24 protein-coding genes are annotated in these 24,999 nt (G+C 50.4%); 12 read left to right on the top strand and 12 right to left on the bottom strand.

The features are described 5' to 3' along the window. Positions 1-85 precede the first annotated feature (85 nt). Entirely contained in the window at positions 86-1,045 is a 960-nt protein-coding gene (locus tag Q397_RS0108620) for an acetyl-CoA carboxylase carboxyltransferase subunit alpha (RefSeq protein WP_028879078.1), read from the top strand. Between the two features lie 44 nt (positions 1,046-1,089). Here Q397_RS0108620 and Q397_RS0108625 read toward each other — a convergent pair whose 3' ends face one another. Together Q397_RS0108625 and Q397_RS21700 are read right to left on the bottom strand one after the other, a co-directional pair. Beyond that, on the bottom strand, positions 1,090-2,142 hold the full coding sequence (locus Q397_RS0108625) for a quinone-dependent dihydroorotate dehydrogenase (RefSeq protein WP_028879079.1): 1,053 nt from the start codon (positions 2,140-2,142) through the stop codon (positions 1,090-1,092). A 48-nt stretch (positions 2,143-2,190) separates the two neighbouring features. Then, positions 2,191-2,793: a tetratricopeptide repeat protein gene (locus Q397_RS21700; protein WP_051609846.1), complete on the bottom strand. Its 603-nt coding sequence runs from the start codon at positions 2,791-2,793 to the stop codon at positions 2,191-2,193. A 160-nt stretch (positions 2,794-2,953) separates the two neighbouring features. Between Q397_RS21700 and Q397_RS0108635 the strand changes: the two genes are divergently transcribed. The 3 genes from Q397_RS0108635 to der are packed head-to-tail and all read left to right on the top strand — an operon-like array spanning position 2,954 to position 6,469. After that, complete coding sequence (locus Q397_RS0108635) at positions 2,954-3,622, top strand: tetratricopeptide repeat protein (RefSeq protein ID WP_028879080.1); 669 nt, start codon at positions 2,954-2,956, stop codon at positions 3,620-3,622. 55 nt (positions 3,623-3,677) lie between these two features. Beyond that, positions 3,678-4,994: a PQQ-binding-like beta-propeller repeat protein gene (locus tag Q397_RS0108640; protein WP_169737983.1), complete on the top strand. Its 1,317-nt coding sequence runs from the start codon at positions 3,678-3,680 to the stop codon at positions 4,992-4,994. A 44-nt stretch (positions 4,995-5,038) separates the two neighbouring features. Then, on the top strand, positions 5,039-6,469 hold the full coding sequence (gene der, locus Q397_RS0108645) for a ribosome biogenesis GTPase Der (RefSeq protein ID WP_028879082.1): 1,431 nt from the start codon (positions 5,039-5,041) through the stop codon (positions 6,467-6,469). A gap of 51 nt (positions 6,470-6,520) precedes the next feature. On the opposite strand, the gene Q397_RS0108650 is transcribed toward der, so the two are convergent. The 4 genes from Q397_RS0108650 to Q397_RS0108665 form a co-directional block, all read right to left on the bottom strand. Further along, positions 6,521-7,693 (bottom strand): vWA domain-containing protein, encoded by a 1,173-nt coding sequence (locus Q397_RS0108650; RefSeq protein WP_028879083.1) that lies wholly within the window; start codon positions 7,691-7,693, stop codon positions 6,521-6,523. Continuing rightward, on the bottom strand, positions 7,693-9,033 hold the full coding sequence (locus Q397_RS21705) for a mechanosensitive ion channel family protein (RefSeq protein ID WP_051609847.1): 1,341 nt from the start codon (positions 9,031-9,033) through the stop codon (positions 7,693-7,695). The genes Q397_RS0108650 and Q397_RS21705 overlap by 1 nt, the downstream gene beginning before the upstream one ends. Positions 9,034-9,036: 3 nt before the next feature. Then, on the bottom strand, positions 9,037-9,882 hold the full coding sequence (locus Q397_RS0108660; RefSeq protein WP_028879084.1) for an AAA family ATPase: 846 nt from the start codon (positions 9,880-9,882) through the stop codon (positions 9,037-9,039). Positions 9,883-9,972: 90 nt separating this feature from the next. After that, entirely contained in the window at positions 9,973-11,172 is a 1,200-nt protein-coding gene (locus Q397_RS0108665; protein ID WP_028879085.1) for an MFS transporter, read from the bottom strand. Between the two features lie 74 nt (positions 11,173-11,246). On the opposite strand from Q397_RS0108665, the gene Q397_RS24025 reads away from it, so the two are divergent. The 4 genes from Q397_RS24025 (at position 11,247) to Q397_RS0108680 (ending at position 13,577) form a co-directional block, all read left to right on the top strand. Then, positions 11,247-11,606, top strand: a complete 360-nt coding sequence (locus tag Q397_RS24025) for an AraC family ligand binding domain-containing protein (protein ID WP_051609848.1) — start codon at positions 11,247-11,249, stop codon at positions 11,604-11,606. Beyond that, positions 11,606-12,067, top strand: coding sequence for a helix-turn-helix transcriptional regulator (locus tag Q397_RS24030; protein ID WP_051609849.1), 462 nt, complete (start codon positions 11,606-11,608; stop codon positions 12,065-12,067). Before Q397_RS24025 ends, Q397_RS24030 begins: the two co-directional genes overlap by 1 nt. A 78-nt stretch (positions 12,068-12,145) precedes the next feature. Continuing rightward, entirely contained in the window at positions 12,146-13,114 is a 969-nt protein-coding gene (locus Q397_RS0108675; protein ID WP_205618813.1) for an SPFH domain-containing protein, read from the top strand. Between the two features lie 13 nt (positions 13,115-13,127). Beyond that, positions 13,128-13,577: an NfeD family protein gene (locus Q397_RS0108680; protein WP_028879087.1), complete on the top strand. Its 450-nt coding sequence runs from the start codon at positions 13,128-13,130 to the stop codon at positions 13,575-13,577. Positions 13,578-13,584: 7 nt separating this feature from the next. Here Q397_RS0108680 and Q397_RS0108685 read toward each other — a convergent pair whose 3' ends face one another. From Q397_RS0108685 to recA, 3 genes are all read right to left on the bottom strand, one after another. Continuing rightward, a complete protein-coding gene (locus tag Q397_RS0108685; protein WP_028879088.1) occupies positions 13,585-14,157 on the bottom strand; it encodes an NnrU family protein in 573 nt (190 codons plus the stop codon). An 11-nt stretch (positions 14,158-14,168) separates the two neighbouring features. Further along, complete coding sequence (alaS, locus tag Q397_RS0108690) at positions 14,169-16,805, bottom strand: alanine--tRNA ligase (RefSeq protein WP_028879089.1); 2,637 nt, start codon at positions 16,803-16,805, stop codon at positions 14,169-14,171. Between the two features lie 178 nt (positions 16,806-16,983). Beyond that, a complete protein-coding gene (gene recA / locus Q397_RS0108695; protein WP_038013202.1) occupies positions 16,984-18,057 on the bottom strand; it encodes a recombinase RecA in 1,074 nt (357 codons plus the stop codon). 449 nt (positions 18,058-18,506) lie between these two features. Here recA and Q397_RS0108700 point away from each other — a divergent pair, with 449 nt between their 5' ends. The 4 genes from Q397_RS0108700 to Q397_RS0108715 all read left to right on the top strand — a co-directional run bounded on the left by Q397_RS0108700 (position 18,507) and on the right by Q397_RS0108715 (position 21,886). After that, positions 18,507-19,604, top strand: coding sequence for a DUF4241 domain-containing protein (locus tag Q397_RS0108700; RefSeq protein WP_051609850.1), 1,098 nt, complete (start codon positions 18,507-18,509; stop codon positions 19,602-19,604). Between the two features lie 329 nt (positions 19,605-19,933). Next, complete coding sequence (locus Q397_RS0108705; protein ID WP_028879092.1) at positions 19,934-20,989, top strand: DUF418 domain-containing protein; 1,056 nt, start codon at positions 19,934-19,936, stop codon at positions 20,987-20,989. A 108-nt stretch (positions 20,990-21,097) separates the two neighbouring features. Beyond that, positions 21,098-21,646 (top strand): DUF2975 domain-containing protein, encoded by a 549-nt coding sequence (locus tag Q397_RS0108710; RefSeq protein ID WP_028879093.1) that lies wholly within the window; start codon positions 21,098-21,100, stop codon positions 21,644-21,646. 12 nt (positions 21,647-21,658) lie between these two features. Then, complete coding sequence (locus tag Q397_RS0108715) at positions 21,659-21,886, top strand: helix-turn-helix domain-containing protein (RefSeq protein ID WP_028879094.1); 228 nt, start codon at positions 21,659-21,661, stop codon at positions 21,884-21,886. A gap of 60 nt (positions 21,887-21,946) precedes the next feature. Here the strand turns inward: Q397_RS0108715 and Q397_RS0108720 are convergent, their stop codons facing one another. The 3 genes from Q397_RS0108720 to Q397_RS0108730 form a co-directional block, all read right to left on the bottom strand. Beyond that, the gene (locus Q397_RS0108720; RefSeq protein ID WP_028879095.1) at positions 21,947-23,215 is read right to left on the bottom strand and encodes a TRAP transporter large permease; all 1,269 of its coding nucleotides are present in this window, start codon (positions 23,213-23,215) and stop codon (positions 21,947-21,949) included. After that, on the bottom strand, positions 23,215-23,727 hold the full coding sequence (locus tag Q397_RS0108725; protein ID WP_028879096.1) for a TRAP transporter small permease: 513 nt from the start codon (positions 23,725-23,727) through the stop codon (positions 23,215-23,217). Before Q397_RS0108725 ends, Q397_RS0108720 begins: the two co-directional genes overlap by 1 nt. A gap of 109 nt (positions 23,728-23,836) precedes the next feature. Further along, on the bottom strand, positions 23,837-24,826 hold the full coding sequence (locus Q397_RS0108730) for a TRAP transporter substrate-binding protein (protein WP_028879097.1): 990 nt from the start codon (positions 24,824-24,826) through the stop codon (positions 23,837-23,839). Between the last annotated feature and the right edge of the window lie 173 nt (positions 24,827-24,999).

Raw genomic sequence — 24,999 nt, forward strand, 5'->3', positions numbered from 1 at the left:
AAAGGCCGCTGGCGCAAAAAGACGCTGGCGGCTTTTTAGCAACCGTTGATAAAAACAAAACCAGCTGATTTACATTGGGGTTTTCATGAATACCTATCTCGATTTCGAAAAACCGATTGCCGAACTTGAAGGCAAAATCAAAGAATTGCGTCACGTCAGCGCATCCGGTGAGGAAATCAATATTGCAGATGAAATCGGTCGCTTACAAAATAAAGTCGAGCGCCTGCTGCAAAATACTTATAGCAAACTGACCCCTTGGCAAAAAACTTTGGTCGCGCGCCACCCAGAGCGCCCGCACACCAAAGACTATATCGAAAACCTGATCGAAGACTTCACCCCGCTTGCCGGTGATCGTCTGTACGCTGAAGATTGCGCGGTTATGGGGGGCCTGGGTCGTTTTGAGGGTCACAGCGTTGTTGTGATCGGTCATGAAAAAGGCAACACCACCACCTCACGTGTCAAACACAACTTCGGCATGGCCCGCCCTGAAGGCTATCGTAAAGCCCAGCGCCTGATGGATATGGCGGAACGATTCCACCTGCCGATCGTCACTTTTATTGACACCATGGGTGCCTTCCCCGGTGCCGATGCGGAAGAACGCGGTCAGTCTGAAGCCATCGCGCGTTCCATCGAAAAATGTTTGAACGTCAAAGTCCCGTTCACCTCCATCGTGATTGGTGAAGGTGGCTCCGGTGGTGCGATTGCCATTGCCTGTGCCAATGACATCTACATGCTGGAACATTCCGTATATTCCGTTATTTCCCCGGAAGGCTGTGCCTCTATCCTGTGGCGCTCCAACGATTATACGGAATCTGCCGCGGATGCGCTTAACATCACCGCGCAAGACCTGCACCGTTTGGGCGTCATCGATAACGTGATTGCAGAACCACTAGGCGGCGCACACCGTAACCACGAACAGACCTTCCAGTCTGTGCGCAAGGTTCTGGATCAATCCATTCGCGAACAACTCACCCACGATGGCGGTGTCTTGAAAGCCCGTCGTCGCGAAAAGTTCCTCGCCATGGGCCGTGTTGGCGCTGCATAAATCAACAGCACCTCACACATGATAAAAGTTTAGTCGGCGCAGCCTTAAAGGTCTGCGCCGATTGCTTTTGAAATATGATCAAAGCCATCGCGCTTTAAATGCTCACAAAGCCCGCGATTGATCTCGCCCACCAGTTCCAGCCCGCCATAAACAAGGGCGGAATATAACTGCACCAATGTTGCCCCCGCACGGATTTTGGCATAGGCCTGATCCGCATTAGAAATACCACCGACGCCGATCAACGGGATTTTACCGTCAATCTGTTTCGCAATCTCACGCAGCACTTGGGTTGAGGGCTCAAACAACGGCTGGCCGCTTAAGCCGCCGCCTTCGCCTTTATGGGCACTTTGCAGGCTGGCAGGGCGCTCAATCGTCGTGTTGGAAACGATCATGCCATCAATGCCGGTTTCCAGCGCGACAGCAACGATATCGGCTTTATCCTCATCTGTCAGGTCCGGTGCAACTTTCAACAACAGTGGTGCTTTACCTTTGGCCACCACCGCATCACGGGTTGCCAGCACCTCGCGCAAAAGCGCAGCCAGTTGGTCTTTACTTTGCAACGCCCGCAAACCCGGTGTGTTGGGCGAGGAGACGTTGACCACCAGATAATCACTGATCGGGGCGAACGTTTTCGTACCCGCGACATAATCAGCGACCGCATCTTCCTGCGTTTTGTTTTTACCCAAATTGGCCCCGACGATCCCCCGGCGCGGGCGGGCTTTCAGGCGCGCTTCGACAGCGTCCATCCCTTCGTTGTTAAAGCCCATGCGGTTGATCACCGCGCCATCTTCACTTAACCGAAACAGGCGAGGTTGCGGATTCCCCGGTTGTGCCTTGGGGGTGACGGAGCCCACTTCAGTAAAACCGAAGCCTTGATCAAGGATCGCGTCCGGGACTTCGCCATTTTTATCGAATCCGGCTGCCAACCCAACGGGGTTTACAAAGGTCATTCCCCACAGGTCTTGGGACAGCATAGGGTCAACCAGCGCGTCCTTTTTGGGCATCAGGCCGGATTTTAAGGCCGTGATCGCCAGACCATGTGCTTTTTCCGGTGACATCAAGCGCAGGAAAGGTCCTGCCAACGTGTAAAGCCCCATGCGTAATCCCCTTATTAAACAGTCGCAGTCAAATGGTGGCGCAACATATCACCTAGGCTGCCATTTGTCGGCACGTTTTTGTGCTTCGGCACGATCAAATTCACTCATCACCGCATCCAGCTCTAAAAGGGCTTTTTGGGGATCGAATCTTGCTTCTTCCCCAAGCACCAGTTCAGGGTCACGGTTAGCGAGTAGAAACCACTTATAGGCCTCGATAAAATCCGGTTTTCTCTCCCAGCCATCGCGCTGGGAAACGCCTAGAAAATATTGCCCGCGCGCATCCCCGCCCTCTGCTGCTTTGCGAAACCACATCATCGCATTCGGCAGGTTATTTTCCACCCCGCGTCCGTTCAGATACAATTGCCCCAGCTTATATTGGGCACCGGCATGGTTGCCTCTGGTCGCGGCAACCCGATACCATTTCTGCGCGGTTAAATAATCCACCCGGTCGCGGTCATAATACCGACCCAACTGATACTGCGCCTCAGGATCACCGGCTTTTGCCTGTTCAGACCAGAGGGCAACCAACTGGCTTTTGGACAACTGGATTTGCCCGACGCGGGCTTCTTCTTCCCAGCCCTTGCCGACCACATAGCCAATCGCGGTGACAACCGCCAGCGCCACCGCAACACAATAGAGAATGATTTTCATAAGCCGCCTTTTCATGAATTTTCATCAATTTAGCAACTTGTCCATCTTTTCGTCATAAAAAAGTGTCGAATCAGTCAACAGGTATGAAAGCGCGTTTGCAATGGCGCGCCTGAAAAGCTATGTTATCGCAACTTTTTTGAATTAAATTAGGATTTAAGCCGTGGCTAAAGAAGAAGATCCGAGCGTAAGCAATCTGTTTCAGGAAATTGACGACGAGCTGCGTCAAGACAAAGCAACCCTGCTTTGGAAAAAATACGGCTCCACACTTATTGGTGCCATCATCGCCGTTATCATTGGTGTAGGTGCCTATGAAGGGTGGAAATCCTATGACCTGAGCACCCGTACAGAACTGGGTGACAAATATGCTCAGGCGCTCGAGCTTGCCCGTCAGGACCAATTCGATGGCGCTGCCAAAGAGTTTCAGGCACTGGCTGGGGAAACTGACGGCGGCTACAAAACCCTTGCATTGATGCAGGAAGCAAGCTTGCTGGTACAACAAGGTAAAAACGCCGACGCCGCCCAAGCCTATTTTAAAATTGCTGAAAATGGGGAAGTTAATCAAGACTTCCGCGACCTTGCGCTTGTTTTGGGCGCTTTGAATGGTCTGGACAGCATGGAAGCCAACGAGATCATCAATCGCTTGAAACCGCTGATCGGCGGGGCAAACGCGTGGCGTCACAGCGCCAATGAAATTACAGCTTATGCCCATGCCAAAGCTGGCGACACAGCAAAAGCGGCTGAAATCATGAAGTCCCTGAGCGAAGATGCGAGCGTGCCGGCAGGTGTGCGTCAACGCGCGCGTGAATATGCCCAAGCCTATGCGGGCTAATCTAAGTCAGTAACAAACGAACGAAGAGATCATGAATAACATGGAGACCCCAAAGATGTTGCGACGTTTATGTATGGTCGGAGTGGCTGTAGCTTCCTTAAGTGCCTGCGACACATGGCTTGGTGAAAAAGATGCACCGCCCCTTCCCGGTGAGCGTATCTCCGTGTTATTGCATGAGCGTTCTTTAACGCCTGCACCGGAAGTGGCCGACACCAAAATCCTGTTGCCACCGCCCTCGCCCAACAGCGAGTGGCCGCAGACAGGCGGCTTTGCAAATCACGCGATGCACCATATCGAAGTGGGCGAAAATCTCTCCAAACTCTGGTCCACCAGTGTTGGTGATGGATCCGGCGATAGCGAACGGATCGTTGCGCAACCCATCGTGGCTGACGGTAAAATCTTTACCATCGATTCTGAAAACCTCGTTTCCGCCTTTAACGCCGACACAGGAAAACGCCTGTGGGAACTGGAACTCACACCGGAAGGTGAAGACGACGGTCACATCAGCGGCGGGCTAGCCTATGAAAACGGCCGTTTGTTTGTGGCAACCGGTTTTGCCCTGTTGTTTGGTATTGATGCCAATACAGGTCAAACCATCTGGGTCTCCAAAACCGATGCACCGATGCGCGCTGCCCCGACGGCACGCGGCAACCGCGTTTTTGCCATTACACTCAACAACGAACTCGTTGCCTATGACGGTCGTAATGGCGACAAGCTCTGGGACTACAAAGGTATTTCCGAAACAGCAAGCATCCTTGGCGGGGCCAGCCCTGCCGTGGATAGTGGCGTTGTCGTTGCCGCCTTTTCTTCCGGTGATGTGGTCGCCCTTAAAGTTGAAAACGGCAACCAGGTCTGGGCCGACAACCTGACAGGGGCGCGCCGCACCGATGCCGTGTCTGCCCTGACCGCCATTCGGGGGCGTCCGATCATTGATCGCGGGCGTGTTTATGCAATTTCCAACTCCGGATCGTTTGTTTCGATTGACTTGACGACCGGACAGCGGTATTGGTCCCAAGAATTATCCAGTCAGGAAACCCCGTGGATTGCGGGCGACTATCTGTTTATCGTCACACCGGACGCTGAATTGGTCTGTGTGAACCGTAACGATGGTCGCATCCATTGGGTGACAGCTCTGCCGCGTTATGAAGATCCCGAAGAACGCAAAGGCAACCTGACTTGGAGCACTCCGATTTTGGTGTCAGATCGTCTAATTGTTGCGGGCAGCAACGAACAGGCCTATTCCGTCAACCCCTATAACGGGGAGATTATGGGCCTTGTCGAAATGCCGGACCGCATCATTGTGCCGCCGCTGGCTGCCAACCGGACGCTGTACTTCCTTTCGGATGATGCGGATTTAGTCGCATACCGTTAAGCACTGTCGTTAGACAGGGTATACTGTAACAGGATATAAAAGTTATGCCGTTTACTGTGGCAATCGTGGGCCGCCCCAATGTGGGGAAATCCACACTCTTTAACCGTTTGGTCGGCAAAAAGCTGGCAATTGTGGACGACACCCCTGGTGTCACCCGTGATCGCCGCGAAGGTCAAGGCCGGATTGCGGACCTTGAATTCAAGGTAATTGACACCGCAGGTCTCGAAGAAGCCTTCGACGACTCCCTTGAAGCACGCATGCGTGAACAGACCGAACTGGCGCTTGAAGAAGCCGACGTTGCCCTGTTTATGATTGATGCGCGCGCAGGCGTGACACCACTGGATAGCCACTTTGCAGATTGGCTGCGCGAACAGGACTTGCCTGTCGTGTTGCTCGCCAACAAATGCGAAGGCAAAGCCGGTGAAAACGGGCTCTATGAATCTTATGGCCTTGGCCTTGGGGATCCGCATCCGTTTTCGGCAGAACATGGCGAAGGTATGGTCAACATCTATGAAGGGCTACAACCCCTTTATGATAAATGGATGGAAGACAACGCCCAGCTTGTGGAAGAAGAAAAGCTTCTGTCCCAAGTGATCACGCGCACTATCATCGACGAGGACGGCAACGAGGTTGAAGAACAGGATTTCTCTAACCTGCCCTTACAAGTCGCGATTGTTGGGCGTCCAAACGTTGGCAAGTCCACACTGATCAACCGCCTTTTGGGTAAAGAACGTCTGCTGACGGGACCAGAAGCGGGCATCACGCGCGATTCCATCGCCCTTGACTATGAAGTTGATGGGCGTCGCATCAAGCTGATCGACACTGCTGGTATGCGTCGCCGTACCAAGGTGAACGAAAAAGTCGAAACCCTTTCAGCGGCGGACTCCCGCCGGGCGGTGAAGTTTGCGCAAATCGTCTGTTTGGTCCTTGATTCCAACGTCATGTTGGAAAAGCAGGACCTGGTCATCGCAAAAGAAACCATCGACGAAGGCCGGGCGCTTGTGATCATTGCCAATAAATGGGACGATGTTCAGGACCGCCAAGACGCCCTGCAAAAACTGGCCGACCGTATGGAAAAATCCATGTCACAAGTGCGTGGTATTCCGGTTGTGACCCTATCGGCAAAAACGGGCCGTGGCACAGACAAACTGTTCCCGGTAATCTTTGACATTTATGAAAAGTGGAACGCCCGCATCCCGACCGGTCAACTCAACCGTTGGCTGGAACAGATGACAGAGATGCACCCGCCGCCCTTGGCCCAAGGTCGTCGTCTGCGCCTGCGTTACATGACACAAGCGAAAACACGTCCACCAACCTTTGTCATTTTTGCCAATAAACCGGGGGAGCTGCCAGACTCTTATCTGCGCTATCTCGCCAACGGGATCCGCGAAGATTTCGGCATTGATGGTGTGCCCTTGCGCGTTATGTTGCGAAAAGGGGATAACCCTTACGAAAACAAAAAGAAAAAGCGCTAAACCGACTGATAAAAAAACGCCCCAACCAATTTGGTGGGGCGTTTTTTTTACCTATTTATTCAGCTCTTGGATCGCTTGGTCGATCCCGTCAAGGGTCAGCCCATACATGCGCCCGCCCATCAATTGCTCCATCATCTGGATCGACATGGTGTGACGCCACCAGTCTTTGCGCACCGGATTGATCCAGACCGCATGCGGATAGACATCCAGTACGCGCTGCATCCAGGTGGCACCGGACTCTTCGTTCCAATGTTCCACCGACCCGCCGGGATAACTGATCTCATACGGGCTCATGGACGCATCTCCGACAAAGATCACTTTATAGTCGCTGGGATAGGTGTGCAGCACATCCCAGACCGAAATCGTTTCATTGTAGCGCCGCTGGTTATCCTTCCACACCCCTTCATAGATACAGTTGTGGAAGTAGAAATATTCCAGATGCTTAAACTCGGTCCGACAGGCAGAAAACATCTCTTCACAGACCTTGATATGGTCATCCATAGACCCGCCCACATCAAAGAACAACAGGACTTTAACCGCGTTATGACGCTCCGCGACCATCTTGATATCCAGAAAGCCCTTATGGGCTGTCGATTTAATGGTGTCATCCATATCAAGCAGGGTCTGCGCCCCCGAACGGGCAAATTTACGCAAGCGGCGCAGGGCCACCTTGATGTTACGGGTCCCTAACTCGACATTATCATCCAGATTTTTAAACTCGCGCTTGTCCCAGACTTTTACCGCACGGCGATGACGCGATTCATGTTGGCCGATCCGCACCCCTTCCGGGTTATAGCCATAGGCGCCAAACGGCGACGTGCCAGCGGTGCCGATCCATTTATTGCCGCCTTGGTGACGTTCTTTCTGTTCTTCCAGACGTTTTTTCAACGTCTCCATCAGTTTGTCCCAACCGCCAAGGCTTTCAATCTGCGCCTTTTCTTCCTCGCTTAAGAGCTTTTCTGCCAATTTGCGCAGCCATTCTTCGGGGATATCATGGGCTTCGCCTTCCGGCGCTTCCAGCCCTTTAAAGACATGTCCAAACACCCGATCAAACTTATCGAGATGGCGTTCATCCTTAATCAAGGCAGAACGCGCGAGATAATAAAAATCGGTCAGGGAATATTCCGCCACGCCCTTATCCATTGCTTCCATCAGCAACAGATATTCTTTCAGCGATACCGGAACCTTAGCTTCTTTCAATTCAAAAAACAGATTGAGGAACATTAGTCCATATCCTCCTCACCGCCTTTTTCCATCCGGATCGGCAACACCCCTTTAAAGTGGAGGTCACGTTGCGGATACGGGAAGGCGACGCCATGTTCGTGAAATTTATCCCAGATTTTCAACAGGACTTCACTGCGGATGCTGCCCAACCCATTTTCAGGATCACTCACCCAGAAACGCAGCTCGATATTGACCGAACTATCCGCAAATTCGCGCAACAAACACCGCGGGGCCGGTGTTTTCACGATCCGGGGCAGCTCATCCGCCACTTCTTCGCACAGACGCATGGCAAGCTTAACATCTGCCGAATAGTCAATCCCGACAAGCGCACGTTGGCGCACGTTGGTATCACTAAACGACCAGTTTTCCACCCGCTGGGTAATCAGTTCCTCGTTCGGGATCAGATGTTCCGTCCCATCGCGGGTTATCACCGAGACATAGCGCCCACTGAGTTTGTCAATCCGCCCATAGGTATTCCCCAAGGCAATCACATCCCCCGGCTTGACCGATCGGTCCATCAACAGGATCACCCCGCTGACAAGGTTGGAGGCAACCTTCTGCAAACCAAAGCCGAGGCCGATACCAATAGCACCGGAGAACACCGCCAAGGCCGTCAGATCGATGCCCATGGTATCCAGCGCGATCAACACCCCAACGATAATCAGGCCAAAGCGCAGAAACTTTTTCAGGAGAACTTTGGCCGATGGTGTCAGGTTATGCAGCCCGTCAATTTTGCGCCGTGCACCCGCTTCCAACATGGTAAACAGCCAAAACAGGACCGCAACCGCAACCGCACCCTTAAAGACCCCCAGCATGGAAAATGTCATTTTCCCAAAGCTGAAAGACAAGCTATCTAAAAAGGCCGTCGTCTCATCCAGCAGACCGACAATGTTGAGGGCTGCCACAGTCCACGCCATCACACTGACCACCCGCGACCAGCCGTCATCCTTAATAAAGGTGGAGGCAAAACGGATGACAATCCAGGCAAAGAGCAAGCTGACCGCAAGATTCAACAGCTGAACATTTCCCCCCATCGATCGAAGGAGATAGAGCGAAAACAGCACAAATGTCGCCACAAACATCGGAAAGACCAATGGGGCCAGCATATGTTTGATGGAACGTTCATACTTATGGGCATGTTCTGGCAGATGAAACTGGGCAATGACACGGATCATACGGGACTTGAGAATACGCCCCACGACAAAAATCCCGATCACGATCAGGGCCTGTTGTAGATTATCTATCACAAGCACATGTTCCCACACCCACACATGCAGGAAATTAATCAGGGCCAAGGCCTCGTCGCGATAGGCAAAATCTTTCAACAGTTCCTGAAACACGATTTATGCTCCGTTTCTGCGGGCCATAAAGGCCAGACGCTCAAACAGATGGATATCCTGTTCGTTTTTCAACAACGCCCCATGCAACGGTGGGATGGATTTTTTAACGTCCGTGCTGCGCAAGGCTTCGGCGGGGATATCTTCCACCATCAACAGTTTGATCCAGTCCAGAAGCTCCGATGTAGACGGTTTCTTTTTCAAACCCGGCACATCGCGCAAATCATAAAAAGCATTGAGTGCTTCACTCACCAGTCGCTTTTGCAAGCCGGGGTAATGCACCTCGACGATCTCCGCCATGGTTTCCTTATCGGGGAAGCTGATGTAATGGAAGAAACAGCGACGCAGGAACGCATCCGGCAGTTCTTTTTCATTGTTGGACGTAATCACGATGATCGGGCGATTGCGCGCCTTGATCGTCTCTTTGGTTTCATAGACGTGAAACTGCATGCGATCCAGTTCCAGCAACAAATCGTTGGGGAATTCGATATCCGCTTTGTCAATTTCGTCAATCAACAGGACGGGACGGACGTCACTATCAAACGCTTCCCAGACTTTACCGCGCACAATATAGTTTGCGATATCATGAACCCGCTCATCCCCCAATTGAGAATCGCGAAGACGTGAAACCGCGTCATATTCATAAAGCCCCTGTTGGGCCTTTGTGGTGGATTTGACGTGCCATTCAATCAAAGGCGCATTTAACGCCTTGGAAATTTCGTGTGCCAACACCGTTTTTCCGGTGCCGGGCTCGCCCTTTACCAGCAAAGGGCGTTCCAGATTGATGGCTGCATTTACCGCGACACGCAGGTCGTCGGTTGCGACATAGTTGTCAGTACCTTTAAAACTCATAGAAACAAAACTCAATTGATTGAACGATTTGCAACAAAGGTAAGTCGCAAATCGTTCCTAATCAAGTTATTCCGCAGCCTTGAGCACAACTCACTCTGCGGCGACGGGTACAGCGCGGGGCGATTTCCAGCAGACTTCATTGCCTTCTTGCGGATCCATCGGGATAAACTGCGACAAGACCAGCGAGACAAAGGCCAGACCGGCACCGGTCAAAAACACCGCAGATGGTGAGATAATCCAAAGCACCCCATAAGCCGCAGGCAAAACCACCGCCGCGATATGGTTGATGGTAAAGGACACACCTGCCGTCGGGGCCATGTCTTTCGGGTCCGCAATTTTCTGGAAATAAGTTTTCATCGCGATCGCCATGGAGAAAAACAGGTGATCCAGAATATAAAGACCAACCGCAATCCATGGGTTATCCACAAAAGCGTAGGCGGCAAAAACGAGGATCAATCCGATATATTCCAGCGTCAGGGAACGGCGTTCCCCCCACTTACCGATCATTTTCCCGATCAAAGGTGCACAAAACATATTGAGGACACCATTTGCCAAAAACATGACCGAAATAGCCGCCGCATCAAAGCCAAACTTTTCCACCATCAGGAAGCCTGCGAAAACCACAAAGATTTGACGGCGTGCCCCACTCATAAACGTCAGCGTATAATAGAGCCAATAGCGTTTACGCAAGATGATGGTTTTATGCTGCTCCACCTTTTGCGGGAACTTGGGAAATGCAATCCAACAGAAGACGGCAATCACCATGGTCGCCCCACCCCCAAGGATATAGACAATTTCCATATCGATCTTACCGATATCCAACAACAGCCAGACGATGCCAAATGCAATCAACGAGGTAAAGGAGCCAATGGCGATCATACGCCCCATATTATGGGCGGCATGTTCTTTATCAAACCACTGCAACTGCAAAGACTGGTTGACCGTTTCATAATAATGAAAGCCAAGGGACATCAAAACGGTGGTCGCATACAACCCAACGACGGAGGGAAAATAGCCCGTGATCGCCGTGCCAAGACCCAAGATCACAAGAGACAGGATCGCCAAGGTCTGTTCACGCATCATCAACAGCACAAAGACAACACTAAAGGCCATAAAGCCCGGTATTTCACGCAAGGATTGGAGGATACCGATTTCAACACCGCCAAAGGCCGCACGTTCAATGGCGAAATTGTTCAACAAAGCCTGCCAGACCCCAAATGCCAACGGCATCGCCGCCGCCATCACAAACAGGAGTATTTCCGGCCTTTGAATACGAGAAAGGGAAAACATGTGCTTACTCTTAAAAATAATAAAGAATGTAAGATCACTTTATCCCTGTTCCAAAATGTCGTATATACACTTATATGACAAATAATAACGCAAAAGGGACACTCGTTTCCAACTTTGTCCCGTTCCATGACGAAACGGGTGCCGAGATCACGCGGCTTGAAGATATCCCCCGCGACCTCACCATCCGCGAAGGTGTGCGCCATGCCGGGACAGAAGCCAACCCTCATTCCCACGCGTGGGGACAATTGCTTTATGCCTCAAGCGGGATCATGCAAGCCATGGCGCAAGGCTCTATCTGGGTGATCCCGCCGCAGCGCGCAGTCTGGATCCCGCCCCATGTTGTCCATTCCATCAAGGTCGTTCATACCGTCACCTGCGCAATATGTATGTGGCCCCCCATGCTTTACAGGGATTGCCGGATCACTGTCAGGTGATGTCCGTCAGCCCTTTACTGCGCGAATTGATCGCCGAAGCTGTAACCTATCCTGCCTTGTTTGATGTGGAAGGTGCCCAAGGTCGACTGGTACGTGTGCTGCTGGATCAGTTGAAAGCCGCCCCCTCGTCATCCCTTCACCTACCCGTGCCGGAGACCGGCCCCATTCAACACATCGCTGAACATTTAAAAACCGATCCTGCAGATGACAGCACATTGGAAGACTGGGCAGACCGCCTGGGCACCACAACCCGCACCCTTGCACGCAATTTCAAAAAACAAACCGATATGACATTTGGCCAGTGGCGCCAACAGGCCCGCTTGTTGGAGGCACTTAGTCGACTTGCTGCCAATCAGCCTGTCGCACACATCGCCCAAGACCTTGGCTATTCCTCCCAAAGCGCCTTTAGCGCCATGTTTAAAAAAGCCCTTGGGGTCACACCGGGGCAGTTTTTTAAGTAAACTTAAACTTCACTATACTTTCACAAGAAAAAGGACCATCTTGTTACCTATTAGAACAACTTAAGCAGGAACAAAATTATGGACGGGATTTCCGGATTCGCCATTTTCTCAATAGTATTGCTGGCCTTATGCATACTCACCATCTTCCTCGGCGTCAAAACAGTGCCCCAAGGCAGACATTACACCGTGGAACGATTTGGCAGATACACACGGACCCTCAAACCCGGTTTACATATTATTGTTCCGTTCATTGATATGATCGGCGCGCGCCTAAACATGATGGAACAAGTGGTCGATGTGCCGTCACAAGAGGTGATTACCTCCGATAACGCCATGGTGACTGCTGACGGTGTCGTCTTCTTTCAAGTGCTGGATGCCGCCAACGCCGCTTATGAAGTAAACGATCTGGATCGCGCGATTTTAAACCTGACCATGACAAACATCAGAACGGTCATGGGGTCCCTTGCCCTTGATGAACTTCTCTCCCAACGCGACCAGATCAACGCTCGACTGTTAAGTGTTGTTGATGACGCGACAACCCCGTGGGGCGTTAAGATCACACGGATCGAAATTAAGGACATCACGCCACCGATTGACCTTGTCGAAGCCATGGCCCGCCAAATGAAAGCAGAACGCCTAAAACGCGCAGAGATCCTGACCGCCGAAGGTGAAAAGCAGGCCGCTATTTTGCGCGCCGAAGGTCAAAAACAAAGCGCGATCCTTGAAGCTGAAGGTAAAAAGGAAGCCGCTTTCCGTGACGCCGAAGCCCGTGAGCGTGCCGCAGATGCCGAAGCCAAAGCAACAACGGTTGTCTCGGAAGCCATTGCACACGGCGACCTGAATGCGGTGAACTATTTCGTCGCCCAAAAATATGTCGAAGCCATGAAAGAAATCGGTAGTGCCCGCAACAGCAAAACCATTCTGATGCCGATGGAAGCCTCCAGCATTATCGGGTCCATTGGTGGTATTGCGGAATTGTTTAAAGGAATCAATGGTTCCAATGACAGTGCAAAAGCGCGCAGCTCTCAAATCCCGTCGACAAAATAAGAGAGTTTAACACATGGACGTTCTCCTTACCTTTACCCACTGGCACTGGTTTGTCGGCGCTTTGATTTTCGCCATGCTTGAAATGCTATTGCCGGGGGTCATCTTTTTGTGGATGGGCCTGTCGGCAATCCTCATCGGCTTTCTCGTCCTTGTCCTGCCCGACCTTGCCCTTGAATATCAATTAATAGGCTTTGCCGTTCTGTCCATTGTGACGGCGGTTATCGCGCGGAGCTATGTCGGGCGCAAGGCAGACACCAGCGACCACCCGACCCTGAATGAACGATCAACCAATTTCGTCGGGCAGACCTATCTTCTTCAGCAAGACAGCATCAATAAAGTCGGTAAAGTTAAAATCGGTGACACGGTCTGGCGCGTGGACCTGCAAGAAGACGCAAAAGCAAACACCCCGATCCTCATTACAGAGGCAAGCGGGCTTATCCTAAAAGGAAAGCGGGCCGGCTAATCTAGGGTTAGGAATGTGGGTTGAGGTTGACGCCTGACAGATATTCGTGGCCCAACACTGCCCCAATAAACAAAACAAACCCAAGCGCGGCAACCATAACCCCTTTGTGGGGCAAAACCTTTGCAGGCGGCGCAAAGGTGCCGTCTCTTTTGTTTAACAGCGCCATGGTTGCCAAGGACCAAGCCAGCAGCCCCCCAAACAAAACCGTGGTGCGCAAATCCCCGTTCAACAGCAAATGCGCAAAGGCCCAAAGGGAAAAGCCGGTCAGTTGTGGATGCCGGATCAAACGACGGAAATTGCTGGGTAAAATAGATGCTGCGATCAGCACAAAACCGATCAACACAATGATCAACGCCGGAAAGGCCGCCAGATCATAAAAATCATAAAGCGGCGTGACGCTTTCAATGGAGCGCCAGCCCACAACCATCAGACCGACAGAGCCGAAGAGAATGAGGGAGAAGACCCCTTTATAAGGCCACTCCCCCAGTTTTTGCACCATCGCGTTTCTAAAGTCAGGGGCGACAACCGGCACCATATGGGCGACGATCCACAAAAGAAGTCCTGAAATCAAAAACGCCATAGCAGATCCCCTTACCCTGCGAGTGCAGCTTCAATCGCATCCAACGCTTCTTGCGCTTTGGAGCCATCAGGGCCACCAGCTTGTGCCATATCCGCACGTCCGCCCCCGCCTTTGCCACCCACGGCGGCAGAGCCAACGCGGACCAACTCAACAGCGCTTTGGCTATCGGTCAGATCGTCGGTTACGCCAACAACCAAGGACGCTTTGCCGTCATTGACCGCAACGGCCGCACAGACGCCGGAGCCGATCTGGTTTTTCATCTCATCAACCATGGACTTAAGCTCTTTCCCCGGAATACCGTCGAGAACTTTACCCATATATTTAATGCCGCCCACGTCTTTCACATCATTGCTGGCAGCACCGCCACCGGTCGCCAGTTTTTTGCGCAAGTCTGCGATCTCGCGTTCCATAGCTTTACGTTCATCCAGCAAGGCTGCGACACGTGTGGTCACATTTGCAGGTGTTGCGCGCAGCAGGTCAGCGGTTTCATTCAAACGCGCTTCTTGTTCCGCAAGATACGCAACAGCGGCAGAGCCTGTCAGGGCTTCGATACGGCGAACGCCCGCTGCAACCGCGCCTTCGTTCACGACCTTAAACAGACCGATATCACCGGTGCGTTTCACGTGCGTGCCGCCACAAAGTTCGACGGAGAAGTTTTTACCCGCTTCATCGCCCATGGCAACAACACGGACTTCATCGCCATATTTCTCCCCAAACAGGGCCATTGCGCCTTGTTCCACCGCTTCTTCCGGTGTCATCAGACGGGTTGTAACCTCTGTATTGGTGCGAATTTGGTTGTTCACCTTCGCTTCAATCGCGGCAATTTCCTGTGCACTCAAGGCTTTATTATGCGCGATATCGAAACGGAAACGTTCCTGATCCACCAAAGAGCCTTTTTGCGTCACATGGTCGCCCAGTTCCTGCTGCAAAGCTTTATGCAGCAAGTGCGTGGCGGAGTGGTTGGAGCGCACGGCGGAACGACGCTCGTGATCAACCGTGGCATGTACCACATCGCCAACCGAAATCACGCCACCTTTGACCTTACCAATATGCAGGTACAGGGAATGAATACGTTTTTGCGTATCAGTCACATCCACTTCCGCAATGTCACCAACTTTCAGGACACCACGATCGCCAACCTGACCACCACTTTCTGCGTAGAACGGTGTTTGGTTCAAAAGCAACGTGACGTCGCTGCCCGGCTGCGCGCGATCAACCGGCTTACCATCCATCACGATCGCAACAATCTGACCTTCAGCGGTTTCTGTATCATAACCAAGGAAGTCTGTGCCGCCGACCTTTTCCTTCAGGTCAAACCAGACGGCTTCATCGGCTGTCCCGCCGGAGCCAGACCAGTTTTTACGCGCTTCCTGACGTTGTTTCTCCATGGAGGATTCAAAGCCAGCCATATCGACATTGATGCCTTTTGCTTTCAACGCATCTTGTGTCAAATCGACCGGGAAACCATATGTATCATAAAGCTTAAACGCAACATCACCCGCCAGCTCATCACCTTCCGCCAAGTCTTGCGTTTCCGCATCCAGCAGGTTTAGGCCGCGATCCAGCAGCTTTTTAAAGCGGGCTTCTTCCAGCTCCAGCGTTTCTGTGATCAAGGCTTCGGCGCGGACCAGCTCAGGGAAGGCTTGCCCCATCAGACCCGTCAAGGTCGGGACCAGTTTATAAAGCATCGGATCTTGCGTGCCGATAATATGCGCATGACGCATCGCGCGGCGCATGATACGACGCAGCACATAGCCGCGCCCTTCGTTGGACGGCAACACACCATCTGCCAGCAAGAACGCACTGGAACGCAGGTGGTCAGCGATTACACGGTGAGACGTATTGAAGTCCCCATCTGGATCAGTTGATGACTTATCCGCAGATGCTTCAATCAGCTTGCGCAATAGATCAACATTATAGTTGTCGTGCGTGCCTTGCAGAACTGCCGCGATACGTTCCAGCCCCATGCCGGTATCGATGGATGGTTTCGGCAGGTTTAAACGCTCATCGGCCGTTTGTTCGTACTGCATGAAAACCAGGTTCCAGATCTCGATAAAGCGATCGCCATCTTCTTCCGGGCTACCGGGAGGACCACCCCAGATGTGATCGCCGTGATCGAAAAAGATTTCAGAACACGGACCACATGGCCCTGTATCGCCCATGGACCAGAAGTTATCAGCGGTCGGAATACGGATGATCTTCTCATCCTTCAGCCCCGCGATCTTCTTCCACAGGTCAAACGCTTCATCATCTTCATGGAAGACCGTGACCAACAGCTTGTCTTTCGGCAAACCAAATTCTTTGGTGATCAAGTTCCATGCAAGTTCAATGGCGTCTTCTTTAAAGTAATCACCAAAAGAGAAGTTCCCCAGCATTTCAAAGAACGTGTGGTGACGCGCGGTAAAACCGACGTTTTCCAGATCGTTGTGCTTACCGCCTGCGCGCACACATTTTTGAGATGTGGTCGCACGGGTATAGTCACGATGTTCTATACCGGTAAAGACGTTTTTAAACTGCACCATCCCGGCGTTGGTAAACATCAAGGTCGGGTCGTTTCTCGGCACCAAGGGCGATGAGTCTACAATCTCGTGACCATTTTTACCAAAATATTCCAGGAACGTTTTCCGAATGTCGTTCGCACTTTGCATGGGTCTTCACTTTAACTAGTTATCATGAATTCAAGAGGATTGGTTGTAACCTGCATGATGGGTTATGTCTAGCCTTTCAAATAAAACCGAGAAGGGAAAAACCAAACATAGAAAATCGCCCTCCACACCCGTTGTGAAGGACGATTTTATTTTATCCAAACACGGATAGGATCATGTTTTAGCTGTCATCAGCTTCGTCATCGACAGCACTTGTGGTCATGGCATTGGAAATCAGGCCCGCATTCTGGCGAATCTGCATTTCAATCTCTTTCGTCAGCTCTTCGTTTTCACGCAGGAACTGCTTGGCATTTTCACGCCCCTGACCAACCCGTGTAGAGTTATAAGAGAACCACGAACCGGACTTTTCAACGATACCGGCCTTCACACCGAGATCCAGAATTTCGCCCATCTTGGAAATCCCTTCGCCGTACATGATATCAAATTCAATGGTGCGGAACGGAGGTGCCATTTTGTTTTTAACAACCTTCACACGGGTCTGGTTCCCAACCACTTCATCACGATCCTTGATCTGACCGATGCGGCGGATTTCCATCCGGATAGACGAATAGAACTTCAACGCGTTACCACCTGTTGTGGTTTCCGGGTTGCCAAACATCACGCCGATTTTCATACGGATCTGGTTAATGAAGATCACCAGCGTCTTGGAACGAGAGACAGACGAGGTCAACTTACGCAGCGCTTGGCTCATCAAACGCGCTTGCAGACCAACGTGGGTATCACCCATCTCGCCTTCCAGCTCTGCCCGCGGGACCAACGCGGCCACACTATCGATAATCAATACATCAACCGCGCCACTACGTACCAACGTGTCCGTAATTTCAAGGGCTTGCTCCCCCGCATCCGGCTGGGAAATCAGCAGCTCGTCCACGTTAACACCCAGCTTTTGGGCATAAACCGGGTCAAGCGCATGTTCCGCATCAACAAAGGCACAGGTACCGCCGCTTTTTTGTGCTTCCGCAACAATATGCAACGCCAATGTGGTTTTACCAGAACTTTCCGGCCCGTAAACTTCAACAATACGGCCCCGCGGCACACCGCCGATCCCCAAACCGATATCCAGACCCAGTGAGCCAGTGGAAATCACTTCCGAGTCCACAGCACTCTCACGTTGACCCAGTTTCATAATGGAGCCCTTACCGAACGAGCGTTCGATCTGCGCGACTGCTGCTTCTAATGCTTTGTTCTTATCCATGGTATCCTTATCCACAAGCTTTAGTGCCGATTGAGACATATCAATGCTCCCTTATTCCACAAGTAACTGGACCGTTGCAATGGATTTAAAAGTACATGAAATGTTCTCGTTAGCAAGAACATTTGTGAACGCATTGTTTTTAAATACTTATTTTTCATATGTTCTCACTATGTTTTCAACGAATCGGATATACCCGAGTCAAACACATGAGTATTCCCAGTATTGTGTAGCTAGCACACCTAAATGGAATTTACAGGCTATTTGCCTTTTCAAGTCAGTTTGATACAATTGGGAACGGCGTGAAAAATCTTGGTTTTCCCAGCAGTTCGAAAATTCAGAAGAGGATCATCATGTGAATGGTGATCTGTAGAAGTTTGGATCAAAAACTTTCCAAAAGTAGAAATAATGGACACATTGCCACTTGCTTCAAAGTACAGCATTCTACATAGTTTTGTCCCTTCACTAACTCTTTAAAGACTAGGCCCCCTATGAAATGGATAACCAAATTCTTTAAAAAAGCACAAGACTACGACACCGTAGCCAACACCCCTGAAAAAAGAGTTAACGCATTTATTTCTCATTGGTATGAGCATTGGTCTATTGCTCGGAAAAAGATGGGGAAGGAAATAATTTTTGAGTACTGGGGTAAACTGATCTCCCAAGTTGATGATGCTCATTTTGTCAGTGGTAGTAGCTCAGATTCAAGAAATTCGTTTAGCTCAGAACCTGACTACCACCCCCGCTATGAGAAGATTAAAGAGTGCGACATCCAAGATAATAACGCCCAAGTGTTTACAGAGAAATATGACTTTACCCTGAAATCCTACACCTACCATGTTTTTGAGTTGCAGTACTGCACAAATGGTAACTGGTTAATCTCAAAAATTTATACTTTGTGTCACCCGCCAAAATCCTCGGTCATCGGTTTGAATAAGCACAATGAGATACTAGAGGCAAGTAGCATTGATAGTCCCCTTATTCAAGGTGAGGACAACCTCAATTTGAATGAAAATGTTTTATTTCAGGGTGATAGGTATGTTGATCTCCCAAGCCTTGGGCAAAGTACTGTAAACCTGGAAGTAATAGGAAAGATTAATCTTACGTCAGGTGTTATTGGGATCTTAGATTTCGGCTATGATATCTATGATTTCGCCCCCCTGAATAGAAAAATAAACTCTGGTGAATATACTGTAGAAACCGTTACGGCTTTCGGCAGAATAGCTGGTGTTCGAGTGCGTCTTAGTGAAACCGACACACCTGTTAAATGGTATGCAGCCAATACTGCTCAAGGCAATGGAGTATATGGCGTTGATGCAGGCAACCTTGCAATAGTTGATGTCGATGGCCTATTAAGTCTTTCACGAATAGATAAAGAAAAGTTGTTCAATGAATGGTGCTTCACAGATAAACCGCAGCTGCTATCTATGACAAAGACTAATGACTGCCTTATAACAACCTCCGGATTTGGTGACGGTGCGTACCCCGCCTTCTGGGGGTCTAATGAAGCAAATCAAATAGTCTCTTTATATATCGATTTCATGGTTCTTGTTGAAGACTCGGGGAATGGACTTTACGTATCCATTTAAAGCTAGACCAATATGCCCATGAGGGGATATCCGCAGTCTCGCTAACGCAGACACCTCCTGTCAGGCAAGGCCCTGAGTTTTACAGCAGAAAATATTTCCACATCGGATTACAGCAAGAACAAGAAAAATGGTGTGAAATCATATCTAAATCCCTCTTAAATTGCTTTCTCAAGCGACTATGAGGCTTCTCATTTAAGGTTGTAAAAGTATTTTTATACAATTTTAAATAAAATAAACAAAATACATTCCAATCTTCTCCTTGCACACGACTAGCTTTTTCCACCTCAGCGCCTTATTTTGAAGTCGGAAAATGAGAAAGGAACGACCCGATGGCAGCCACCGATAGTGTGCGTCCTCAACTTGATGGCCTTGATCTTGCGCGCTATCTCGCTTTTGTGGGAATGGTCTTTGTTAATTTTAAGATCGCGATGGGGGCTGATACAGATGACACGATCATCAGCAGCTTTATCACCGCCCTTGAAGGACGTGCCGCAGCCACATTCGTTATCCTTGCAGGGATCGGCTTGGGTCTCTCGCGGGTTCAAAGTTATAAACGCACTGTTTATGGGATAGGAAAGCGCGCTCTGCTTCTCTTCATGCTCGGTTGCCTGAACATGTTGGTCTTTGACGCAGATATCATACATTATTACGCCGTCTACTTTTTACTTGCCGCCTTTTTCCTACCCTTGCGCACCCGTTGGCTTTTCCTCGTCATCCTGTTGGTCAACATCCTCTTCCTCGCTATGATCTTTCTTTTAGACTATGATCTTGGATGGGACTGGAAGACCTATAGCTACCCAGACTTCTGGACCTTTGACGGGTTCGTGCGCAACCTGTTTTTCAATGGATGGCATCCGGTCTTTCCGTGGGTGAGTTTTGTCTTTTTCGGCATCATTTTAAGCCGTCTTCGCCTCCACACCCGCTCTACGCAACACCGACTGATCGCGGGGGGCTTGAGCCTTATGGTTCTGATCGAAGGGCTGAGCCTCTGGCTGACGCCCCTGTTAATGCCCATCGATGCTGACCTTGCCACATTGGTGACGACCAAGCCTATTCCGCCCCTGCCCCTTTATATTCTGGCAGGGAGTGGCTTTGCCTGTTTCCTGCTTGGTCTGTGCCTGCGCAGTGCAGCACACGTTAAAAAGCTCGGTATTCTCCCCCTCTTTGCACCGGCGGGACGTCAAACCCTGACCCTATATTTCGCCCATATCCTTGTCGGCATGGGTATTCTCGAAGCCCTCCAAATGCTGGATGGACAAACAGCGGGGGAAACGGCAAGGGCGGCCCTGATCTTCTGCATCGGCGCGACCGCTTTTTCCTACGTCTGGGCAAAGCGGTTTACACACGGCCCACTTGAAAGTCTTTTGAAGCTGGCGGGAAAATAAAATTATCATTAAAGAATATAAAAATATCGATAAACAATAATTTTATATTGACTAACAATCTTATTTTAGACATCTTGTGCACACACTAACTGTCACAGGAATACCCCCATGACCAAAATTCAGAAAACCAGCCGATTGGTTCGTAAGGCGCTGCAAACTGTCATCATTCTGCTGCCCGTCTTTGTTTGCTATTATTGGCTCACTCTCAATACGTCCACTGATATCCTTAATTTCACCCAGCTTATTGACCTTGATATGGATATCAGTGCACTGACCCAAGCCCCCTTGACCCTTGAAACGCGCTTGTTGGCGCTGCTTGCCAGCCTCGGCCTTTCTGCCATTCTCCTTTACGCCTTGGTTTTATTGGTTCGCCTGTTCAAAAACTACGAACAGCAAGAGATTTTCAATTTTGAAAATGCCCTCCTTTATACCAAGCTCGCGCGGAGCATTTTTTACTGGGTCGTTGGCAATTTCATCTATACAGGCGTGCTCAGTGTGATCCTGTCCTTTAACAACCCGCCGGGGGAACGTGTCCTGCAGCTCACCTTCACAGGTGTCGATATCATGACCCTCTTTCTTGGTGTTGTCGTCCTCGTCATTTCATGGGTAATGAAAGAAGGCTATGAAATCTCGCAAGAACATAGTCACACCATTTAGAAGGGCCAATTCATGACAATTCGTATCAACCTTGATGTGATGATGGCAAAGCGTCAGGTCCGATTAAAAGACCTCGCCCAGCAGATTGGCATCACCGAAGCCAATCTCTCCATCCTGAAAAACCAAAAGGCCAAGGCCGTTCGTTTTTCAACACTTGATAAACTCTGCGAAGCCCTTGCCTGTACCCCCGGTGATATTCTCCAGTATGACACCGCACCGGATGGCGGCACAGATGACTAACAAAAACGGCGCTTTCTCCCATCGGAAAAAGCGCCGTTTCTTTGTGAGAGTAACAGACGGTCAGCTATAGGGAATAAACGTCACAATCCCTTGCACAAACCAGATCAACGCTGCCACACAGACCATCATCACCGCAAACGGCCAAGCGCCTTTGACAACTTCTTCAATCTTGGCTTTCCCCACGGCCTGAATCACAAACAGGTTCAACCCCACAGGTGGTGTAATTAAAGCCGTCTCAATCAAGACAACAAAGAAAATACCAAACCAGACCGGATCAATGTTCATGGACAAAACAGCCGTCAACAGGACAGGCACCATGATCAACAACATGCTCAGCGCTTCAAGGAAGAAGCCCATCAGAATCAAGACCAGCGCCACCGCCAGAACAAACAGGTTCTGATCCGTGATATTCGCGGTCAGGAACTGGCTGATATTCTGCGGAACCATGTAAAGCGTAATCGCATAGGAGAACACTTTGGCCCCTGCGATAATCAACAGGATCATCACGGTTGTTTTAAAGGAATCTTCAACCGCTTCGAACAGTTTTTCGCGGGTCATACGCTTCATCACCACGGTCATCAGCAACGCAACGACAAAGCCCAGACCGGCACTTTCAGACGGTGTGGCAATACCGGCATAAATAGACCCAACGATAACCACCGCCAAAAAGATGGTCGGCAAAGCGCGCAAGGTCGCGCTCATACGTTCGGACATCGATGCTTTTTCGCACGGTGTGTAGCCGCCTTTCCATTTGGAATAGATCATCGCATAAACGATGAAAATCCCTGCCAGCAACAAACCCGGCCCGACGCCTGCTAAAAACAGCGTGGAAATCGATGTCTCTGACACAATCCCGTAAATAATCAACGGAATGGAAGGCGGGATCAAAATCCCGAGCGTGCCACCCGCCGCCAAAAGGCCGTAGACAAACGAGTTTTGATAACCCCGCTCGCGCATTTCCGGGATCGCAACTGTCCCGATGGTCGCGGCCGTTGCAACGGAAGACCCGCAAATCGCAGAAAAGAACGTGCAGCTCACAATCGTTGCGACGCCCAAACCACCGGGCCAATGACCGACCCAGCTTTGTACCGCCGCATACAAGTCACGCCCGACACCCGCTTTCAACAACACGTTAGACATCAACAGGAACATGGGCACCGCCAACAGCTCGAAGCTATCAATCGCGCCAAACAAACGCTGCGGGATCGCCACAAGCGGAAAGCCTTTGAGGAATAACAGGATCACGCCCAGCGCCCCAACAGCAAGCGCAACGGGGGTGCGAAACAGTAACAGACACAACAGTGCCGTCAGAATGAAAGCAACTTCCATCAGTCTGCCCCTCCTTCTTCAAATTCGTGATTAAAGGGACCGACTGTCCAAACCCGCCATAACTCGACCAGCCCCTGCAAGGACATCAACAAACAACCAACCCAAATAGAAGCATGGGTAATTGCTTTGGGAACGGCCAGATAGGTATCTGTCGTATGACCGGCGAGCGTACTTTTCAGCCACAGTTGATAGCCAAAATAAGCCGCCGTTAAGCCAAACACCAACAACATCGCAATCGCCAGCGTTTCTGCCAGTTTACGTGCCAGTGTATCCGGCTCTTTAAACAGAACCTCAATCGTCACCATACCATGATTCTTGATCAGATATCCTGCGCCCAGAAACGTCGTCCAGACCAGCAAAATACGGCTAATCTCATCCACCCAAACCGTCGGGGCGGTAAAGAAATAGCGCATCACAACTTCATAAGCGATAAAAAAGCCAACAGCAAACATCGACCAGGCGCACAGTTTTCCTGTGTATGTGGAAATGCCGTCCACCAGTCTTGCGACCATGTGCATATCAAAGTCCTGTTCTCAAAAATTGGGGGGAAGTCTTCTTATAAAACACAGGCAAGCCGATCCGAAAACCGACTTGCCTGCTTTTCATTGTAAGCAAAGGAACTTAAAGGGCGTTGACCGCATCCACAATCGCTTTTGCTTTCGGGCCGACTTCTTTGATGAAGCGATCCGTTACAGCTTGTGTGGCTTCCTTGAACTTGGCGCGTTCTTCTTCGCTCAGTTCAATCACAGTCATTTTATCCTGTGCAAATTCCACCAGTTCAGCTTCTTCCTTGAAGATTTTGTTCCGCAAGTCCAGTTCAACAACTTTTGCTGCATCCAGAATGATCTGCTGATTTTCCGCAGACAGGCTGTTGAAAAAGTCGTTGTTGATGACCGCCACAAACTCGATCGGGAAGTCGAAGCTGGTTGTCATATGATCCATAACTTCATAGAGCTTACGGCTTTTAACACCGGATGCCCCTGTCATACCGACATCAACCGCACCTTGCTGATAGGCCAAAAACTGTTTGGAACCGGACATCAACGTCGGGGCACCGCCCAGCGCTTCTACTGTCCAGCCGAGGATTTTACCGTAGGTACGGACTTTTTTGCCTTCAAAATCAGCCGGGCTACGCAGGGCAAATTCGTTCGACAGATAGATGTTACGACCATAGGCCTGCCACCACAGGACTTTCGCCCCGGTTTCTTCCAGAATACGCTCATCAACCAGTTTACGCATTTCAGAACCGGACGCCGTTGCCGCACGCAGTTTTTCTTCGCTATCCAGCAAGAACGGCAGGTTCAAAAATTCAACTTCCGGCACAGAACCGGCAAATCGACCCAAGAACACGGAACCCGCTTCAATCGCGCCACTGCCCACGGCTTCAGGAACCTGTTTGTCCTTGTAGAGCTGTGCAGACGGGAACAGCTGAATTTGCAGCTCCCCCTTGGACTTTTCTTCAACAATCTTTTTGAAGGCCGTCCAGTTTTGGCCGAGGGAATGAGTTTCCGGCAATTGCAACGTCACACGAATAGTCGATTCCGCCATTGCCAGCGAAGAGGAAGCCAACAGGGTCAAGCCCGTCAAAGCACCAGTAAACAGTTTCTTCATCAGAAATTCTCTTTTGTAAGTTTATAAGCTTAACTTAACCATATAAGAAATTTTGCAAAGATTGTCACGAAATCTTGAGAAAAATATTACACAGAACTCCGTAAAATCAGCAAGGTACAAGCGAGAATTACACCTTTCTAAATCGCTACCACCTGAAAGACGCTTATCTTAAT

The sequence above is a fragment of the Terasakiella pusilla DSM 6293 genome (assembly GCF_000688235.1).
Classification (GTDB): Bacteria; Pseudomonadota; Alphaproteobacteria; order Rhodospirillales; family Terasakiellaceae; genus Terasakiella; species Terasakiella pusilla.

What these genes read in the sequence shown, in the direction of transcription:
- Q397_RS0108710 (WP_028879093.1), top strand. Translation starts at nt 21,098, where the DNA reads ATGACCAAAATTCAGAAAACCAGCCGATTGGTTCGTAAGGCGCTGCAA.
- Q397_RS0108675 (WP_205618813.1), top strand. Translation starts at nt 12,146, where the DNA reads ATGGACGGGATTTCCGGATTCGCCATTTTCTCAATAGTATTGCTGGCC.
- Q397_RS24030 (WP_051609849.1), top strand. Translation starts at nt 11,606, where the DNA reads ATGTCCGTCAGCCCTTTACTGCGCGAATTGATCGCCGAAGCTGTAACC.
- Q397_RS0108620 (WP_028879078.1), top strand. Translation starts at nt 86, where the DNA reads ATGAATACCTATCTCGATTTCGAAAAACCGATTGCCGAACTTGAAGGC.
- Q397_RS0108720 (WP_028879095.1), bottom strand. Translation starts at nt 23,215, where the DNA reads ATGGAAGTTGCTTTCATTCTGACGGCACTGTTGTGTCTGTTACTGTTT.
- Q397_RS0108725 (WP_028879096.1), bottom strand. Translation starts at nt 23,727, where the DNA reads ATGGTCGCAAGACTGGTGGACGGCATTTCCACATACACAGGAAAACTG.
- Q397_RS0108700 (WP_051609850.1), top strand. Translation starts at nt 18,507, where the DNA reads ATGAAATGGATAACCAAATTCTTTAAAAAAGCACAAGACTACGACACC.
- Q397_RS0108625 (WP_028879079.1), bottom strand. Translation starts at nt 2,142, where the DNA reads ATGGGGCTTTACACGTTGGCAGGACCTTTCCTGCGCTTGATGTCACCG.
- Q397_RS21700 (WP_051609846.1), bottom strand. Translation starts at nt 2,793, where the DNA reads ATGAAAATCATTCTCTATTGTGTTGCGGTGGCGCTGGCGGTTGTCACC.
- der (WP_028879082.1), top strand. Translation starts at nt 5,039, where the DNA reads ATGCCGTTTACTGTGGCAATCGTGGGCCGCCCCAATGTGGGGAAATCC.
- Q397_RS0108650 (WP_028879083.1), bottom strand. Translation starts at nt 7,693, where the DNA reads ATGTTCCTCAATCTGTTTTTTGAATTGAAAGAAGCTAAGGTTCCGGTA.
- Q397_RS0108715 (WP_028879094.1), top strand. Translation starts at nt 21,659, where the DNA reads ATGACAATTCGTATCAACCTTGATGTGATGATGGCAAAGCGTCAGGTC.
- alaS (WP_028879089.1), bottom strand. Translation starts at nt 16,805, where the DNA reads ATGCAAAGTGCGAACGACATTCGGAAAACGTTCCTGGAATATTTTGGT.
- Q397_RS0108665 (WP_028879085.1), bottom strand. Translation starts at nt 11,172, where the DNA reads ATGTTTTCCCTTTCTCGTATTCAAAGGCCGGAAATACTCCTGTTTGTG.
- recA (WP_038013202.1), bottom strand. Translation starts at nt 18,057, where the DNA reads ATGTCTCAATCGGCACTAAAGCTTGTGGATAAGGATACCATGGATAAG.
- Q397_RS0108640 (WP_169737983.1), top strand. Translation starts at nt 3,678, where the DNA reads ATGTTGCGACGTTTATGTATGGTCGGAGTGGCTGTAGCTTCCTTAAGT.
- Q397_RS24025 (WP_051609848.1), top strand. Translation starts at nt 11,247, where the DNA reads ATGACAAATAATAACGCAAAAGGGACACTCGTTTCCAACTTTGTCCCG.
- Q397_RS0108680 (WP_028879087.1), top strand. Translation starts at nt 13,128, where the DNA reads ATGGACGTTCTCCTTACCTTTACCCACTGGCACTGGTTTGTCGGCGCT.
- Q397_RS0108660 (WP_028879084.1), bottom strand. Translation starts at nt 9,882, where the DNA reads ATGAGTTTTAAAGGTACTGACAACTATGTCGCAACCGACGACCTGCGT.
- Q397_RS0108685 (WP_028879088.1), bottom strand. Translation starts at nt 14,157, where the DNA reads ATGGCGTTTTTGATTTCAGGACTTCTTTTGTGGATCGTCGCCCATATG.
- Q397_RS0108730 (WP_028879097.1), bottom strand. Translation starts at nt 24,826, where the DNA reads ATGAAGAAACTGTTTACTGGTGCTTTGACGGGCTTGACCCTGTTGGCT.
- Q397_RS0108705 (WP_028879092.1), top strand. Translation starts at nt 19,934, where the DNA reads ATGGCAGCCACCGATAGTGTGCGTCCTCAACTTGATGGCCTTGATCTT.